The organism is Kocuria aegyptia, from assembly GCF_039530085.1.
Taxonomy (GTDB): Bacteria; Actinomycetota; Actinomycetes; order Actinomycetales; family Micrococcaceae; genus Kocuria; species Kocuria aegyptia.
In genome coordinates, this window is the sequence record NZ_BAAAOA010000014.1 from 82,781 (window position 1) to 98,724 (window position 15,944).

A 15,944-nucleotide genomic window follows, 5' to 3' on the forward strand; every position below is an offset into this window, starting at 1 on the left:
GCGGAACGTGGCGTGTGCCATGGTGGTGGGCATGGCAATTCCGGCGCAGCATTCTTCCCCCCGGCCGGCCCGCCCCACCTGGTCCCTCCCCCAGCTGCACCAGTGGGTGGTCGTCCCCTTCATCGTCCTGCTGGTCACGGCGACCGTGGGGCGGCTGCTGGTGTACTCCCCGGGTGTCGCGGCACAGGAGATCGAGGTCCTGGGCCGCCTCGGCGCGGCACGCCTCGGCGCGCTCGACGCGCTGGCCCTCGTCCTGCACCACGCGTTCTCCACCCCGGGGACGTTCGCGATCATCGCGGCTCTCACCGCGTGGCTCGCGCTCGCGCGCCGGCGCCCGTGGGACGCCGCCGGCTTCGCGGCCACGGCGCTCTCCGGCTGGGCCGCGGTCGGCATGGTCAAGGTCGCCGTCGGCCGCCCCCGCCCGGACAGCACCGCGCTCCCGGAGCCCCTCGTCCTCGTGGAGGGCCTCACGTCCTTTCCCTCCGGGCACGCGGGAGCCGCCCTCGCCGTCGCGGCGGCGTTCTGCCTGGCGATGCGCCGCTCACGGTTCGCCCCGGCCGTCCTCGTCGCGGGCCTGGGCACCGCCGTGCTCGTCGGGCTGTCCCGTCTCTACCTGGGCGTGCACTATCCCCTGGACGTCCTCGCCTCGTTCCCCGTCGCGTGGGCGGGCCTGGCCGTGGGGTGCGGTGCCGCCAACCACCTCGTGCCCGCGCTCGCCTACGGCTTCGGCTGGCAGCAGGACGACGCGGCGTGGCACGACGTCGAACAGGCCCCCGTGGTCGAGGAGGACCCGGCGCAGGACGCCCGGCCCGACACCGCCCGGATGCCGGTCGTGGCCCGGCGGGCGGACCACCACGCCGCCTGACGCGCTGCCCGCACCGCTCCGGGAGACCCCGGGCCGGAGCGGCCCTGCGCCGGAGCGGCCCCGGGTCCGGAGGACTCGAGGTCCCACCGGGCGGGGCGCCCGGAGCCGTCGCTGCGGGCACCCCGCCCGGCCTCAGGGCTCGATCCGCCGGTGGGCGGGCCACCAGATGGTCCGGCCGATGTCGTAGGTCAGCGCCGGCACCAGCAGCGACCGGACGATCAGCGCGTCCAGGAGCACGCCGAAGGCCACGATGAACGCCAGCTGCACCAGGAACATGATGGGGATGACGGCCAGCGCCGCGAACGTGGCCGCGAGCACGATGCCGGCCGAGGTGATCACCCCGCCGGTGAGGGTCAGCCCCCGGAGGATGCCCGCCCGGGTCCCGTGGACCAGAGACTCCTCCCGCACCCGGGACATCAGGAAGATGTTGTAGTCGATGCCCAGGGCCACGAGGAACACGAAGCCGAAGAGCGGGACCGAGGGGTCCGCGCCCGGCAGGTCCAGGACGTTGTTGAACACCAGGGCGGAGACGCCCAGGGCCGTGAAGAAGGAGACCACGGTCGTGAGGACCAGCAGCACGGGCGCCAGGAGGGAGCGCAGCAGCAGCATCAGGATCAGGGTGATGACCACGAGGATCACCGGGATGATCAGCGTGCGGTCGGCGATCGAGGTCTCGTTGGTGTCGATGTTCGTGGCCGTGGTGCCGCCCACGAGGATCTCCGCGTCGGCAGCGCGCAGGTTTCCGCGCAGCTCCCGCACGGTCCGCTCGGCCTCGGGGGAGTCGGCGGCGTCCGACAGCGTGGCACGGAGCTGGTAGAGGCCCTGCGCCTCGGTCGGCTCGGCGCCGGCGAAGGGCCCGGCCGGCGGGGCGGCGTCCTCCCCGAGCGGCAGGGTGCCGGACGGTGAGTCGGCGGCGACGACGGCGACGTCGGCGACCCCCGCAGTGGCCTCGACCGCCTCGACCGCGGCGTCCAGGGACCCGGTCGGGACCAGCAGGACCACGGGGCTGCCGGAGCCGCCGGGGAAGTGCTGTGCCAGGGCCTCCTGGCCGTCCCGGGCCTGGGACTCGCCGAGCACGAGCTCGCTCTGCTGCACGCCCGAGGCCTGGAACTGGGTGCTGAAGCCGGCGAGGGCGAGGAGTACCACCGTGGTGACCACCCAGATCGCCCGCGGGGCCCGGGCCACGAACCGGGCCACCGAGGCCCACGTGCCCCGTCCCTCGACGGTCGGGCGGGCGCCGGCACCGTGCTCGACCACGCGCACGCGCTCCGCACCCGAGGCGTCGTACCGGGGCCGGAACGGCCAGAAGGCGCCCCGCCCGGTGGCGAAGAGGACGGCGGGCAGGAAGGTCAGGGCCGCCAGGACGGACATGACGATGCCGACGGAGGCCACCGGGCCCAGCGCCTGGTTCGAGGCCAGGTCCGAGAGCAACAGGCACAGCAGACCCGCGATGACGGTGGCGCCGGAGGCGACGATCGGCTCGGCCGAGCCCTTGAGCGTCGCCCGGGTGGCGTCGGCCCGTCGCCGGTGGTGCAGCAGGGCGTCCCGGTACCGCGCCGTGTACAGCAGCGAGTAGTCGGTGGCGGCGCCGACCACGAGGATGAACAGGATGCCCTGCACCTGGCCGCTGATGGTCACGAGCTCGTTGGCCGCCAGCCAGTACACGACCAGGATGGCGGCGCTGAGGGCGAGGACCGAGGTCAGCAGCACCAGCACGGGCAGCACGGGGGAGCGGTAGACCACCAGAAGGATGACGAAGACCACGGCCAGCGCCACGCCCAGCAGCAGTCCGTCGATGCCCTCGAAACCGGCCACGAGATCGGCCGTGAGCCCGGCCGGGCCCGTGACGTAGCTCTGCAGGCCCTCGGGCCGGTCCGCCTCGAACCGGTTCGCGAGCGCCTCGACGTCGTCGACGACCTCGCCGTCGGGGAGGGGGACGACGAGCTGGAGGGCCTCTCCGTCCTCGGACGGGATCAGCGGCGAGGCCTGGCCCTCGGCCAGGCCGCTCTCCTGCACCGCCGTGGCGGCCTCCTCGGCCCACGCCCGGTCGGCGGCGCTCAGCCCGCCCTCGCGGACGAACAGGACGACGGCGGGAATCGCCTCCGAGTCCCGGAACTCGCCCTGCAACCGCGTGACCTGCGTGGATTCGGTGGACTCGGGCAGGAAGCTGGACTGGTCGTTGGTGGAGACCTCGGCGATCTTCCCGAAGTACGGCCCGCCCACGCCGGCGACCGTGAGCCACCCGACGACCAGCAGCGCCGGCAGCAGGATCCGCAGCAGCGTGGCCCAGCGGGAGCGCTGTGGCGGCTCAGGCGTCCCGGCCCAGGGGGCGGGACGGGACGCGGTGGGTGCCGGGGTGGTCATGGCGGGCCTTTCGGGAGCGGCGAGGAGCAGGTCGGAGCCGCGGAGACCGACGGACCCCGCGCGGGACCGGAGGTGCAGGGGTCTGGGACCAGACTAATATTTCGAAAACAGAAATAAAATCCCGGGCTCAGTCGTAGACGGCCTTGACGCACAGCACCGGGCAGGGGCTCTCGAGCAGGACGCGCTGCGCAGTGCTCGCCATGATGATCTTGCCCACGGGCGAGCGGCGCCGGATGCCCAGCACGATGAGCTCGGCCCGGTGGTCGCGGGCGGTGTCGAGGATGACGTCGGCGGGGTCGCTGTCGTGGTCGGGTTCCCGCAGCTCGTAGCGCACCCCGGCGCGGGCGAGCTTCTCCCGCTCCACGTCGATGTCGGCGTCGATCTCCGAGGGCTGGTGGCGCCTCGGCCGGGGCTGCACCACCACCAGGTCGGTGCCGCGGCGCTCGGTCTCCAGGATGGCGGCGTCCAGGGCCGCGTGTCCGGGGGCGGTGGGCATGTATCCGACGACGACGGTCACGGGTTCTCCTGGGGTAGCGGCACGGTGGGGGAAGGGGTCAGGGACCGCGGTGCGGGTCCTGGTCCGCGGGCTCGTCCTCCATGCGGGCGAGGGCCTCCGGGTCCTCGAACCGCACCTTGCGGCCGAGGAACAGGCGGTCGTAGAGGAAGTTGAGGATCCACAGGCCGAGGCCGATCAGCAGCAGGACCACGGCGATCTGGTATTCGATGAGGTCCTGGGCCCACGGTCCCACGAGGTAGGCGCAGGTGATGGCGCCCAGATAGGGCAGCGCCCGGGGGGCGTGGAAGTAGTCGTGGGTGGGGCTGTGGTCCTTGCGCAGGATGATCGCCGCGATGTTGACGACGGTGAACACGCCCAGGAGGAGGAGGGCCGTGGTGCCGCCGAGGGCGCTGGCCGTGCCGCTGCCGAGGATGTTGTTGATCACGATGATCAGGCCCATCGCCAGGAGGGTCGTGAACACGATGGCCGTCCAGGGGGTGCGCCGGCCGTGCAGGACGTGGCCGAGGAAGTTCGGCAGCACGCCCTGGCGGGCCATGCCGTAGAGCAGCCGGGAGGCCATGAGCATGTTGATCAGGGCGGTGTTGGCCACGGCGAAGATCGTCAGGAACGGGTAGATCGTGTCGATGGGGATGTTGGGAGCACCGATCCGGACCATGTCCAGCAGCGGTGTGGTCGACTCGCCGAGCACGCCGATGGGGACGACCGCCACGGTGAAGATCGAGACCAGGATGTAGACCATGCCCGTCAGGCCGAGGCCGAAGAGCATCACGCGCGGGAAGTCGCGGCTGGGGTTCTTGGTCTCCTCGACCATGTTGACGGAGTCCTCGAAACCCACGAAGGAGAAGAACGCGAGCGAGGTCACCGCGGTGAGGGCCAGGAAGATGCCCTTGTCCTCGGAGGTCTCGAAGATCATCGTCTGGCTGAAGTCGGCCCGGCCCTGGAAGGACGCCCAGAACCCCACGAGGATGACGATGAGCAGACCGGTGAGCTCGATGGAGGTCAGCACCACGTTGAACACGAGGCCCTCGGTCACGCCGCGGACGTTGATGACGCCGAGGATCGCGATGAAGCTCACCGCGATCACGGTGATGGTCGTGGTGTTCACCTCGAGGCCGAAGCCGCGGGCGAAGTTCGAGGCCACGGCCGAGGCCGCCGTCGAGGCGGAGGTCAGGCCCGAGCTGAGCACCGCGAACGTCACCAGGAAGGTGACGAAGTGGATGCCGAAGGCCTTGTGCGTGTACAGCGCGGCGCCCGAGGCGCCGGGGTACTTGGTCACCAGCTCGAGGTAGGAGAACGCCGTGATGGTGGCCACCACGAACGCCACGAGGATCGGGGCCCACGCGGCGCCGCCGATCTCGCCGGCGATGTTGCCCGTCAGGGCGTACACGCCGGTGCCGAGGATGTCCCCCACGATGAACAGCAGGAGCAGACCGGGGCCCATGACGCGCTTGAGCTCCGGCTGCGGACGGGACCGGGTCGTGGAGTCGGCTGACTGGGCCATCGGATGCCTCGAATCGGTGGTGACGGGCTGCGGAGCCCGGTGGGCGGTGACCGTGGCCACAGCCTATGCCACGCCCTGCGCCCGGCCCAGGTGGTGACGGGGGGCCGCCGAGTTCCTAGCCTGGGACCATGACGAGCACCGAGGACCGCTTCCGGCTGACCGATCTCCGCCTGCCCGTCCTGGGCGCCCCGATGGCCGGCGGGCCGTCGACCCCGGCGCTGGCCGCGGCGGTCACGGCCGCCGGCGGACTGGGCTTCCTGGCCGCCGGCAACCGCCCCGTGCCGGGTGTCCGCGCGGACGTCGAGGAGGTCCGGGCGCTGACCGACGGTCCTTTCGGGGTGAACCTGTTCGTCCCGCAGGCCGCGAACACCGCGGCCCCCGGGACAGCGGCCGACCCCGCGGTGCACCGCTCGGTCGCGGCCTACCGGGAGGCGCTGCGGGACCCAGCCCGCCGGTACGGGGTGGAGCTGCCGGACACGGACCCCGCCGACGACGACGGCTGGGCGGCCAAGCTCGAGCTCGTCGAGGAGCTGCGGGTGCCGGTCGTCTCGTTCACCTTCGGGCTCCCCGCGGCCCCCGTGCTGGAGCGGCTCGCGGCGGTGGGCACCACGACCTCCGTCACGGTGACCTCTCTCCCGGAGGCCGAGGCCGCCGTGCGGGCCGGCGCCCACCTGCTGACGGTCCAGGGCCCGGCCGCCGGCGGGCACCGGGGCACCCATCGCGTGGAGGACCGCCCGGGCGAGGAGCCCCTGGTGGAGCTCGTCGCCGCGGTCCGCGCCGCCGTGGACGTCCCGATCGTGGCCGCGGGTGGCATCGCCTCAGCCGCGGCGGCGGACACGGTCCGGGCCGCCGGTGCGGACGCCGTCCAGATCGGCACGCTCCTGCTGCGCACGCACGAGGCGGGGACGTCCGCCGCGTACCGGGAGGCCCTGGGCTCGGGCCGCTACACGGAGACGGCGGTGACCCGGGCGTTCTCGGGCCGGCTGGCGCGCGGTGTGCGCAACGGTTTCATCGACCGGTTCACACATATTGCTCCAGCCGCATATCCCCAGGTCAACCAGCTGACCAAACCCATCCGGGCGGCCGCGGCGCAGGCCGGGGACCCCGAGGCCATCGCCCTGTGGGCCGGTCCGTCCTTCGCGGCCGCCCGGGAGGCCCCCGCCGCCGAGGTGGTGCGCGAGGTCTCCGGTGCCCCGGCCGGTCCCTGACCGCGGGAGCCCGGCACAGCCCGTCAGCAGCGGACCGAGGAGCCCGCCGATGTTCACCCCGGCCGGTGTGCCGGCGGCAGCACGGGCGTCGCCCGGTGGAGGCCAGGGCTCAGTTGAAGTCCTTCGGGTCCGAGCCGATCCGCCCGCCGTTGTCGAGGCCGCTGATCGCCTCGACGTCCTCGTCGTCCAGCCGGACGTCGAGGGCCGCGTAGTTCTCACGGATCCGCTCCGGCGTGACGGTCTTGGGGAAGACCACGTTGCCGATCGCCAGGTGCCACGCGATGATGACCTGCCCCGGGGTGGCGCCGTGCTTGCGGGCGATCGAGCCGATCGCCGGGTCCTGCAGCAGGTCGCCGCCCTGGCCCAGGGGGGACCACGCCTCGGTCAGGACGCCGTGGGAGGCGTTGAAGTCCCGCAGCGCGGCCTGGTTGAAGTAGGGGTGCAGCTCCACCTGGTTCACCACGGGGACCACACCCGTGGCGTCGATGATCTCCTGCAGCTCCTCTCGCGGGAAGTTGGAGACGCCGATGGACCGCGCCTTGCCGTTGTCGCGGATCTGCTGGAACGCCTTCCAGGTCTCCACGTACTTCCCGCGCTTCGGGGTGGGCCAGTGGATGAGGTACAGGTCGACGTACTCCAGGCCGAGACGCTCCAGGGAGGCGTCGACGGCCTTCAGCGCGGAGTCGTAGCCGTGGTCGCCGTTCCACAGCTTGGTGGTCACGAAGATCTCGTCGCGCGGGATGCCGCTGTTGGCGATCGCGCGGCCCACGCCCTCCTCGTTGCCGTAGATCATGGCGGTGTCGATGTGGCGGTAGCCGGCTTCGAGCGCCTGGCCCACCACGTCCTCGGCGATGTCGGCGTCGACCTGCCACACGCCGTAGCCGAGCTGCGGGATGGTCCTGCCGTCGTGCAGGGTGAGGGCCGGGGACTGGGTCGTGGACTGGGTCATGGACCGTGCCTTTCGTGGGGAGACAGCCCGGAGGGCTGGCGGGGAGGGCCGGGAAGAGCTCACCCGGGCCCGGTGTCCGTCGATCAGTCTCCGCCCGTCGCCGCGCGCTGACAAGAAGGACAGTGTGCTTTCTGCTCTCAGCAATCGGCGTGCGGTGCTCCGGCTGCGGCAGGAGGCCTCCGGCGGTCAGCGGCCGCCGTCCGCCGGCCGGGCCTGCCGGCGCCGATCGTCCTGCGGGGGCAGGAGACGGGGCAGCGCCTCGGCGGAGCCGGCCCGGACGGTCCGGTCCGCGTGCGGGGTGAGCGCGGTGTCCTCCGGATTGATCTCGACCACGGGCGTTCCCCGGCCGGCGGCGATCAGCGGCAGGGAGGCGGCGGGCTGGACGAGCCCGGACGTGCCCACGACGAGCACGAGGTCCGCCTCGGCCACTGCCGCGGCGGCCCGTTCCATGGCGCCCTCGGGCAGCAGCTCCCCGAACCACACGACCCCCGGCCGCACCGCCCCGCCGCAGGCCGGGCACATCGGAGGGCGCTCGCGGTCAGGCTCCGCGAGGGCGGCCGTCCCGGGACCGGCCGGCGCCTCCGGGCCGGACTCCGTGGCCAGCCCCGCAACGAGGCGTTCCGGGAACGGGGCGTTGCAGCCGGAGCAGCGGAACGCGAACAGGCTGCCGTGCAGGTGGGCGAGGACCGTGGAGCCCGCCCGCTCGTGGAGGTCGTCGACGTTCTGGGTGACCACGTGGACGCGGGCGCGGTCGGCCCACCGGGCGATCGCCCGGTGCCCGGCGTTGGGGCGAAGCCGGCGCACCTGGCGGGCCCGCCACAGGTACCAGGACCAGACGAGCCCGGGGTCGGCCTCCCACGCCTCCGGGGTGGCCAGCTCCTCGGGGGACCAGCGCCCCCACAGTCCGGTGCCGGCGTCCCGGAAGGTGGGCACCCCGCTCTCCGCCGACATCCCGGCGCCGGAGAGCACGGTCACGGTGCGGGCGGAGCGCGCCAGCTCGAGCAGCCCGGGATCGAGGTCGTCCATGCCGCCGACGGTATACGCACGCACGCTCCCGGACCAGGGGCCCGTGCCGGTGCGGGGAAACGCCCGGGCCCGTTGGTCGATCCGCACGCGCGCGTGGTGGAATGGAAACCATGAAGTTCAACGTCCAGCGCGTGCTGACCCCCGCCTACCTGACCTCCGTCGCCCTCGTCGTGGTCGGAGTGGTCCTCGGTCTGGCGTGGTACCCCGTCGCGGCGTGGCTGTTCGTGCTCGCCGGTCTGGCGCTCAACGCGATGGCCGTGTCGGTCACCGCGATCAACGACGCCCCGCGCCGTCGCCCCTCCTCGCACCATGGCGACCGCGGCGGTGACCGGAGCGGTGACCGGGGCGGCGAGCTCGTGGAGGACCGCGCCGACGACCTCGGCGACGTGCGCCCGCGGGGAGGAGCGGCACGCGGCACGCTCGTCGAGCCGGACGCCGAGACGGCCGCCACCCCGACCGTCCCGCACTCCGGCTCCAGCTCCCTCCGGGAGCGGCGCTGACGCCGTCACCGGGGGGTTCGGCGTCCGGACCGCGCGCGGAGCCGCCGCCGGCGCCGGCGCAGCTCCCGCCGGGCCGTGCTGGGCGTCATGGTAAATTCGGGGCGATGACCAGCCCCAGGAACCACGCCCACGACCTCGGCCGCGCCGTGCCGCCGGGCCGTGTACTGCCCACGGCGGTCCGGAGCGTGTCCAACGGGACGAACGGTTACCTCAGCTGCTGGGGGCCGCTGCTCTCCGGATGCCCCCGGGACGCCTGAGCACACCGGCCGGGACACCGGCCGTCGCGGCCGGACAGTCGACGGCCGCGTCCACCTCGTTCCCATCCCACCGACCGGACGGTTGCCAGGCGTGTCCCTCCTGATCATTCTCGCTCTCACCACACTGCTGTGCCCCGTGGCCGCCGTCCTGGGCCGCCGGGCGGGTCGCGACGCCGGCTGGCCGCTCGCCGCGGGCCTGCTCGTGCTCGCCGGCGCACTGGTCGCGGTGTGGACCGGCCGGGGGGACAGCGACGAGGTCTCCCAGCAGGTCCCGTGGATGCCGACCCTGGACGTGCCCTTCCACCTGCGGCTCGACGGACTGGGCCTGTTCTTCGGGCTCATCGTGCTGGTCATCGGCGCGGTGGTCATCGGCTACTCGGCCCGCTATCTCGGCAAGGGCTCGCACAGCGCCTTCTACACCCTCATGACGTTCTTCGCGGCGGCGATGCTCGGGCTGGTCCTGGCCGACGACGTGGTCCTCCTGTTCGTGATGTGGGAGTTCACCACACTGTGCTCCTTCCTGCTCATCGCCCGTTCGGGCCCGCACGCCAAGGACCCGGCGATTCGCACGTTCCTGGTGACCGTGGCCGGCGGGCTGTGCCTGCTCACGGCCGTGATCGCGATGTGGGTGGCCACGGGGACCACGCGCCTCAGTGCCATCCTCGTCGACGACGTGTGGTCCACGTCCCCGGGGTTCGCCGCGTTCGTCGCGGTGCTCATCGCCCTCGCGGCCTTCACCAAGTCCGCGCAGTTCCCCTTCCACGCCTGGCTGCCCGACGCCATGGTGGCGATCACGCCCGTGAGCGCCTACCTGCACGCGGCCGCCATGGTGAAGGCCGGCATCTACCTGATGCTGCGCTTCTCCACCGCCCTCAGCGAGGTGCCGGTGTGGAACGTCCTGCTCATCTCGGTGGGCCTGTTCACCGCCCTGATGGGCGCGGTGTTCGCGCTGCAGCGCCACGACCTCAAGGAGCTGCTCGCATACTCCACGGTCAGCCAGCTGGGCTTCCTGACGGCGACCATCGGCATCGGCACCTCCTACGCCGTGGTGGGGGCCGTGGTGCACGTGGCGGCGCACGCGCTGTTCAAGTCGGCGCTGTTCATGTCCGTGGGGGTCATCGACCACCAGACCGGCAGCCGGGACATCCGCAAGCTCTCCGGGCTGGCGCGGACCATGCCCGTCACGGCCGTCGTGATGACGCTCGCGGCCGTCTCGATGGCGGGGGTTCCCCCGCTGTTCGGCTTCGTCTCCAAGGAGGCCATGTTCAAGGCCATGGCGGAGAGCCCCGCGCCTCCGGCGGCCGTGTGGCTCGTGGGCGCCGTGGCGGTCCTGGCCGCGTCCTTCACGTTCGCCTACTCGGCCCGGATGATCATCACGATCTTCCCCGGCCGTCCGGCGCAGGACCCGCCGAAGGAGGCCTCCGCCGCCTTCCTGGCACCCGTGGTGCTGGTCTCCGTGGCCGGCCTGGGCCTGGGGCTGGCGGGCGTACTGGCCGAGCCGCTGCTCGGCAGCGCCACCGCGGCCGTGGCCGGGCCCGACGCCGAGCCCCACCTCGGCCTGTGGCACGGCTTCGCCCCGGAGCTGTACATGTCCCTGGCGGTGTTCGCCCTCGGCGGCGCGCTGGTGCTGGCCCGGGGGAGGACGGACCGGCTCCTGGACCGGGAGCTGTCGCCCATCACCGGGGTGGGTGCCGTCGAGGCGTTCCGCAACGGCTCCATCGCCCTGGGCGAGTGGGTCGGGGGCCTCACGCGGGCCGACGCCCCCTACCGGCACCTGGTCCCGCCCGTGGCCGTGCTGGTGGTGCTGACGGCCGTGGGCCTGTTCACGGTGGACGTCCCCTCGCTGCACGGGGACGTGACGAACCCGCTGGACTGGGTCCTGCTCGGCGTGGTCCTGGTCGGGGTGCTCCTGGCCCTGGGCGTGCGCAGCCGGATCGCCCTCGTGACCATCATCGGCGTGGTGGGCTTCGCCGTCGCCCTGTGGTTCTACGAGCTCGGCGCGGCGGACGTGGCCCTGACCCAGCTGCTCGTCGAGATCCTCACCGTGGTGGTCGTCGTCCTGCTGCTCAACCGGCTGCCGTCCACCTTCCACCGCACGGGGAGCCGGCGGACGACCACGGCGGCCGTCGTGGCGGTCTTCTCGGCCGTCTCCGCCGCCGTGGCCACGTGGGCGCTCACCGGCCGCCGCGGGCTCTCCGACGCGGGACAGTACTTCCTGACGGAGGGCGAGTCGGAGACCGGCGGCACGAACGTGGTGAACACGATCCTCGTCGACTTCCGCGCCCTGGACACGCTCGGCGAGCTCACCGTGCTGGGCGTGGCGGGCATCGCGATCGTCGTGGCCCTGGAGTCGCGGGGGCTGCTGCCCAAGCTGCACAGCCCCATCACGGAGCCGCGGGAGTCGCCGATCAGCGACGCCCGGGACAACACCATGATCCTGCGCGTCACCGACCGCCTGCTCGGGCCGGTCATCGTCGTGCTGTCCCTCTTCTTCCTGCTCCGCGGGCACAACCACCCCGGGGGCGGGTTCATCTCCGCCCTCATCGGGGCCGCCGGCATCTCCCTCGTCTACTTCGCGGCCCAGGACGACCGGGTCAGCCGCCTCGGCCTGCCCTACGTGAAGCTCATCGGCGCGGGGGTCGTCATCGCGGTGGGCGTGGGCCTCCTCGGCCTGGCCGAGGGCTCGTTCCTGCGCCCGCTGCACTTCTACGTCTTCGACATCCACGTCACCACGGCGCTGATCTTCGACGTCGGCGTGTACCTCGCGGTGGTCGGAGTGATCCTGGCGGCGATTAGCCGCCTGGGCGTGGAGGAGAAGGAGCCGCCGCCCCTCCGGCGGGTGGGCTCCACCGCGGTGCCGGCCCGGGGCCCCCACTCGACCACCACCACGGACGAGCCGCACCACCCCAGCACGGCGCCCCTGGACCTCAGCAGGATCCGGGTCCTCGAGCGGCAGTCCGGGCGTCCTGCCGGGACGCCCACCGGGACCTCCGCCGAGCCCACCGACCGACCCCGAGGAGACGATTCCTGATGGCACTCGCACTGACCGTGGGCGTGCTCATCGGGGGCGGCGTGTTCATGATGCTGCGGCGCGGCATGATCCGCCTGATCATCGGCTTCATCCTGCTCAGCCACGGCGTGAACCTGCTGATCATGGCGGCCGGCGGCATCGACCGCCGGGGAGAGCCCCTCGGCGCCTCGCCGGACCCCGCGACCACGGCGGACCCCCTGCCGCAGGCCTTCGTGCTGACGGCGATCGTCATCGCGTTCGCCATCACCATGTACATGCTCGTGCTCGCCGTGAGCGGCGACGACGACGACGACACCGATCTCGAGCTCACCGGCCGGGAGATGGAGACCCCTGACCTGATGGACGACCCCGCAGACAGCACCGGGACGCACGGCGACGCCCCCGAGGACCCGGACCGGGTGGGCACCCGCCCGGAGCCGGGCCCCCGGCGGGGTGGTCGCGCATGAGCGCGGACCTGATCCCGTTCTTCGTCATCGTCCCGCTGCTGGCGGCCGGTCTGCTGGTGCTCGCCGGGGACTCCCGGCGGATCGGCAAGGCGGGGCTCCTGGCCGTCCTCGGGGCGGACGTGGTGTGGGCGGCGTGGCTCGTGGCCACGCTGCTGGACGGCGGCACCGTGCTGGCCCACCGCATCAGCCTCTGGCCCTCCGGCGTCGCCATCCCGTTCGCCGCGGACCTCTTCACCGCGCTGATGCTCACCGTGACCGGCTTCCTGACCCTGGTCAGCGCCTGGTTCGGGGTGGTCTCGGGGCAGGCGGAGAAGCGCTACTTCGGCCCGCTGGTGCTCGTGCTCACCGCGGGCTTCAACGGGGCCCTGCTCACGGCGGACCTGTTCAACCTCTTCGTGTTCATCGAGGTCATGCTCCTGCCGTCCTACGCGCTGATCATCCTGGCCCACCGCGGCCGGGGACGGCTGATGCAGGTCACGTCCTCGCGGATCTACGTGAGCGTCAACCTGCTGGCCTCCACGATCTTCCTGGCGGGCGTGGGGCTGGTCTACGGCACGGCGGGCACCGTGAACCTGGGCGAGCTGTCGGGCATGGCGGCGGAGTCCACCGCCGTGGCCGTGGCGGTCGCCGTGGTCCTCTCCGCCCTGGCGGTGAAGGCGGCCGTGGTGCCCGTGCACGGCTGGCTGGCGCGCACGTACCCCTTCATGTCGCCCACGGTCACCGCGCTGTTCTCGGGACTGCACACGAAGGTCGCGATCTATGCAATCTACCGGATCTACGCCGTGATCTTCGACGGCATGGAGCAGTACCTCTGGATCGGGGTCGTGGTGTTCTCCGCGACCATGGTGATCGGCGTCTTCGGCGCGGTCGGCGAGCAGGACGCCCGGGCGATCCTCGCCTTCCACATGGTGAGCCAGATCGGCTACATCCTGCTGGGCGTGGCCCTGTTCGGGGCCGTGGGCCTCACCGCGGGCATCTTCTACCTGCTGCACCACACCGTGGTGAAGGCCTCCCTGTTCCTGTCCACCGGCGCGGTGGAGATCGCCTACGGGCGGCACCCGCTGGGCGAGGTCACCGGGCTGCTCCGCCGGGAGCCGCTCACCGCCGTGGTGTTCTTCGCCGCGGCCATGTCCCTGGCGGGCATCCCGCCCTTCTCGGGGTTCGTGGCCAAACTGGCGCTGATCCTGGCCGCGTTCGAGGAGGACCAGGTCGCGGCCGCCCTCGTGGCGGTCGGCGTCAGCCTCTTCACGCTGCTGTCCATGCTCAAGATCTGGGGGAAGATGTTCCTGGGGAAACCGGAGGAGTCCTCGAGCGATGTCCTCGCCGCCGTGGGCACGAAGCAGCGCCGCATCTCGGTGGGGCTCATCGCGCCCGCCCTCGTCCTGGCGCTCATCACCCTCACCTTCGGGGTGGGCGGTGAACTGCTGCTGGGCGTCTCCGCCACGGCCGCGGACGGCCTCGTGGACACCAGCGCGTTCGTGGAGGCGGTGATGAACTCGTGAAGTGGTTGACCTGGCCGTTCCGGCTGCTCGGCTTCCTGCTCTGGTACGCGTGGGAGCTGATCCTGTCCAACGTCGCGGTGACGCGGGACGTGTTCACGCTCCGCCACCGCTCCTCGCCCATCGTGGTGCGCTACCGGACCCGGTGCCGCAGCGAGTTCGAGACCGTCTTCCTCAGCGTGCTCATCTCGCTGACGCCGGGCACGCTGACCCTGGCCACCGTGGCCCGTCCCCGTGACGGCGCGGACGGCGCGGCGTCCGCCGACGGGGACGCCGGCACGGAGGGCTACGACCTCTTCGTGCACGCCATGTACTCGGACGGACCGCAGGACGCCCGGACGAGCCTGCAGGAGATGGAGACCCACATGCTGAACGGCATCCGAGCGGACGGGGCGCCCCGATGATCGGCATCCTCTTCGGCGTGCTGGTGCTCGCCGTGTCCGTCCTCGTCGCCGGGGTGCGGATGTTCCGCGGCCCCAACGACGCCAACCGGGCCATCGCCTCCGACCTGCTGTTCTTCGCCGTGGTGGGGCTCATCGCCCTGTTCGGCGTCCTCGCGATGAGCCCCACGGTCTTCGACCTCGTCCTCATCGCGACCCTCGTGGGCTTCCTGGCGACCCTGTCCCTGGCCCGCGCACTGACCAAGGGGAGGAGATGACCGTGGAGTTCGACCCGATCATGCACGACACCCTGTGGATGAGCGTCGTGGGGCAGGCGTTCATCGTGCTGGGCTCGCTGGTCTTCCTCACCGCCACGGTGGGGCTGGTCCGGCTCCCCGACCTCTACACCCGGTCCTCGGCGATCGCCACCGCCGCGGGCATCGGCGTCTCGTTCGTGCTCACCGGGGCGTTCTTCTTCCTGCCCGGCGTGGAGAACGCGGTGAAGCTGCTCGCCGCGGTGGTCCTGCAGCTCGTGACGTCGGCCGTGGGAAGCATGGCGCTGGCGCGCTCCGGCTACCTCATCGGCTCCGCGGTGTACTCCCCGACCCACCACAACGAGCTGGACGAGAGCTTCTGGGACGAGACCGGCCGCTCCGGGGAGGACGTCCGGCCGTGACCGCCCGCGTGCGCAGCGTGAACGTGGGACGGCCCGAGAGCGGCTCCGCCGGGCGGAGCCGGCCCACGGGCATCCGCAAGCGTCCCGTGGACGGTCCCGTGGAGGTCCGCGAACCGGGTCCGCGCCGGGGCGGGCTCGGCTCGGGCCTGGCCGGGGACTTCATCGGGGACGGCAAGCACCACGGCGGCACGGACCAGGCGGTGTACGCGTTCGCGCGCGAGGAGCTGGACTTCTGGGAGCAGGAGCTGGGGCGGGAGATCCCCGACGGCTTCTTCGGGGAGAACCTCACGCTCTCGGGCTTCGACGTCGACGACGCGCGGCTGGGCGACGTCTGGCGGATCGGAGAGGTGCTGCTCCAGGTCACGGACGCCCGCATCCCCTGCGGCACGTTCCGCGCGAGCATGGAGGTGCGCGGCTGGCTGCGCCGCTTCACGGAGCGGGGCCGCTCCGGGGCCTACCTCAAGGTCCTGACGCCGGGCACGGTGCGGGCCGGCCTGCCGGTGGAGCTCACCCACCGCGCCGGGCACGGAGTGGGTGTGGTCGACGCCTTCCGGGCGCAGACCACCGAGCGGCACCGGATGCCGGAGCTGCTGCGGGCGGGGGAGGACCTGTGCGAGCAGCTGCGCCGGAGGGTCGAGAAGGAGCAGCGGGCGGCCGGCCGGCGGGGCGGATGAGCCGCCGCATCCGCCCCGAGGGCGCTGCCGCGGCAGGCCCGCACGGCGCGG

General features: G+C 72.6%; 15 protein-coding genes. 10 read left to right on the forward strand and 5 right to left on the reverse strand.

Going from position 1 to position 15,944, the window contains the following annotated elements:
* Positions 1–31: 31 nt before the first annotated feature.
* Complete coding sequence (locus ABD220_RS05840) at positions 32–865, forward strand: phosphatase PAP2 family protein (protein WP_344120657.1); 834 nt, start codon at positions 32–34, stop codon at positions 863–865.
* Between the two features lie 132 nt (positions 866–997).
* On the opposite strand, the gene ABD220_RS05845 is transcribed toward ABD220_RS05840, so the two are convergent.
* From ABD220_RS05845 to ABD220_RS05855, 3 genes are all read right to left on the reverse strand, one after another.
* Entirely contained in the window at positions 998–3,229 is a 2,232-nt protein-coding gene (locus ABD220_RS05845; RefSeq protein WP_344120659.1) for an MMPL family transporter, read from the reverse strand.
* Between the two features lie 127 nt (positions 3,230–3,356).
* Positions 3,357–3,746, reverse strand: a complete 390-nt coding sequence (locus ABD220_RS05850) for a universal stress protein (protein WP_344120661.1) — start codon at positions 3,744–3,746, stop codon at positions 3,357–3,359.
* Between the two features lie 37 nt (positions 3,747–3,783).
* Positions 3,784–5,247, reverse strand: a complete 1,464-nt coding sequence (locus ABD220_RS05855) for an APC family permease (protein ID WP_344120663.1) — start codon at positions 5,245–5,247, stop codon at positions 3,784–3,786.
* Positions 5,248–5,375: 128 nt separating this feature from the next.
* On the opposite strand from ABD220_RS05855, the gene ABD220_RS05860 reads away from it, so the two are divergent.
* A complete protein-coding gene (locus ABD220_RS05860) occupies positions 5,376–6,455 on the forward strand; it encodes a nitronate monooxygenase (protein ID WP_344120664.1) in 1,080 nt (359 codons plus the stop codon).
* A 109-nt stretch (positions 6,456–6,564) separates the two neighbouring features.
* Here the strand turns inward: ABD220_RS05860 and ABD220_RS05865 are convergent, their stop codons facing one another.
* Together ABD220_RS05865 and ABD220_RS05870 are read right to left on the reverse strand one after the other, a co-directional pair.
* Positions 6,565–7,404, reverse strand: coding sequence for an aldo/keto reductase (locus tag ABD220_RS05865; protein ID WP_344120666.1), 840 nt, complete (start codon positions 7,402–7,404; stop codon positions 6,565–6,567).
* A 186-nt stretch (positions 7,405–7,590) separates the two neighbouring features.
* Complete coding sequence (locus ABD220_RS05870) at positions 7,591–8,430, reverse strand: SIR2 family NAD-dependent protein deacylase (RefSeq protein ID WP_344120833.1); 840 nt, start codon at positions 8,428–8,430, stop codon at positions 7,591–7,593.
* A 110-nt stretch (positions 8,431–8,540) separates the two neighbouring features.
* On the opposite strand from ABD220_RS05870, the gene ABD220_RS05875 reads away from it, so the two are divergent.
* The 8 genes from ABD220_RS05875 to ABD220_RS05910 all read left to right on the forward strand — a co-directional run bounded on the left by ABD220_RS05875 (position 8,541) and on the right by ABD220_RS05910 (position 15,893).
* Positions 8,541–8,930 (forward strand): hypothetical protein, encoded by a 390-nt coding sequence (locus ABD220_RS05875; RefSeq protein ID WP_344120668.1) that lies wholly within the window; start codon positions 8,541–8,543, stop codon positions 8,928–8,930.
* Between the two features lie 348 nt (positions 8,931–9,278).
* Positions 9,279–12,218: a DUF4040 family protein gene (locus ABD220_RS05880; protein ID WP_344120670.1), complete on the forward strand. Its 2,940-nt coding sequence runs from the start codon at positions 9,279–9,281 to the stop codon at positions 12,216–12,218.
* Entirely contained in the window at positions 12,218–12,664 is a 447-nt protein-coding gene (locus ABD220_RS05885; protein ID WP_344120673.1) for a sodium:proton antiporter, read from the forward strand. The genes ABD220_RS05880 and ABD220_RS05885 overlap by 1 nt, the downstream gene beginning before the upstream one ends.
* On the forward strand, positions 12,661–14,166 hold the full coding sequence (locus ABD220_RS05890) for a monovalent cation/H+ antiporter subunit D family protein (protein ID WP_344120675.1): 1,506 nt from the start codon (positions 12,661–12,663) through the stop codon (positions 14,164–14,166). The genes ABD220_RS05885 and ABD220_RS05890 overlap by 4 nt, the downstream gene beginning before the upstream one ends.
* Positions 14,163–14,567 carry a Na+/H+ antiporter subunit E gene (locus tag ABD220_RS05895; protein WP_344120677.1) on the forward strand — a complete coding sequence of 135 codons (405 nt, stop codon included), beginning with the start codon at positions 14,163–14,165 and terminating at the stop codon, positions 14,565–14,567. Before ABD220_RS05890 ends, ABD220_RS05895 begins: the two co-directional genes overlap by 4 nt.
* Entirely contained in the window at positions 14,564–14,821 is a 258-nt protein-coding gene (locus ABD220_RS05900; RefSeq protein ID WP_344120679.1) for an MrpF/PhaF family protein, read from the forward strand. Before ABD220_RS05895 ends, ABD220_RS05900 begins: the two co-directional genes overlap by 4 nt.
* Complete coding sequence (locus tag ABD220_RS05905) at positions 14,818–15,219, forward strand: cation:proton antiporter (protein ID WP_344120682.1); 402 nt, start codon at positions 14,818–14,820, stop codon at positions 15,217–15,219. Before ABD220_RS05900 ends, ABD220_RS05905 begins: the two co-directional genes overlap by 4 nt.
* Complete coding sequence (locus ABD220_RS05910; RefSeq protein WP_344120683.1) at positions 15,216–15,893, forward strand: MOSC domain-containing protein; 678 nt, start codon at positions 15,216–15,218, stop codon at positions 15,891–15,893. The genes ABD220_RS05905 and ABD220_RS05910 overlap by 4 nt, the downstream gene beginning before the upstream one ends.
* The last annotated feature ends 51 nt before the right edge of the window (positions 15,894–15,944 follow it).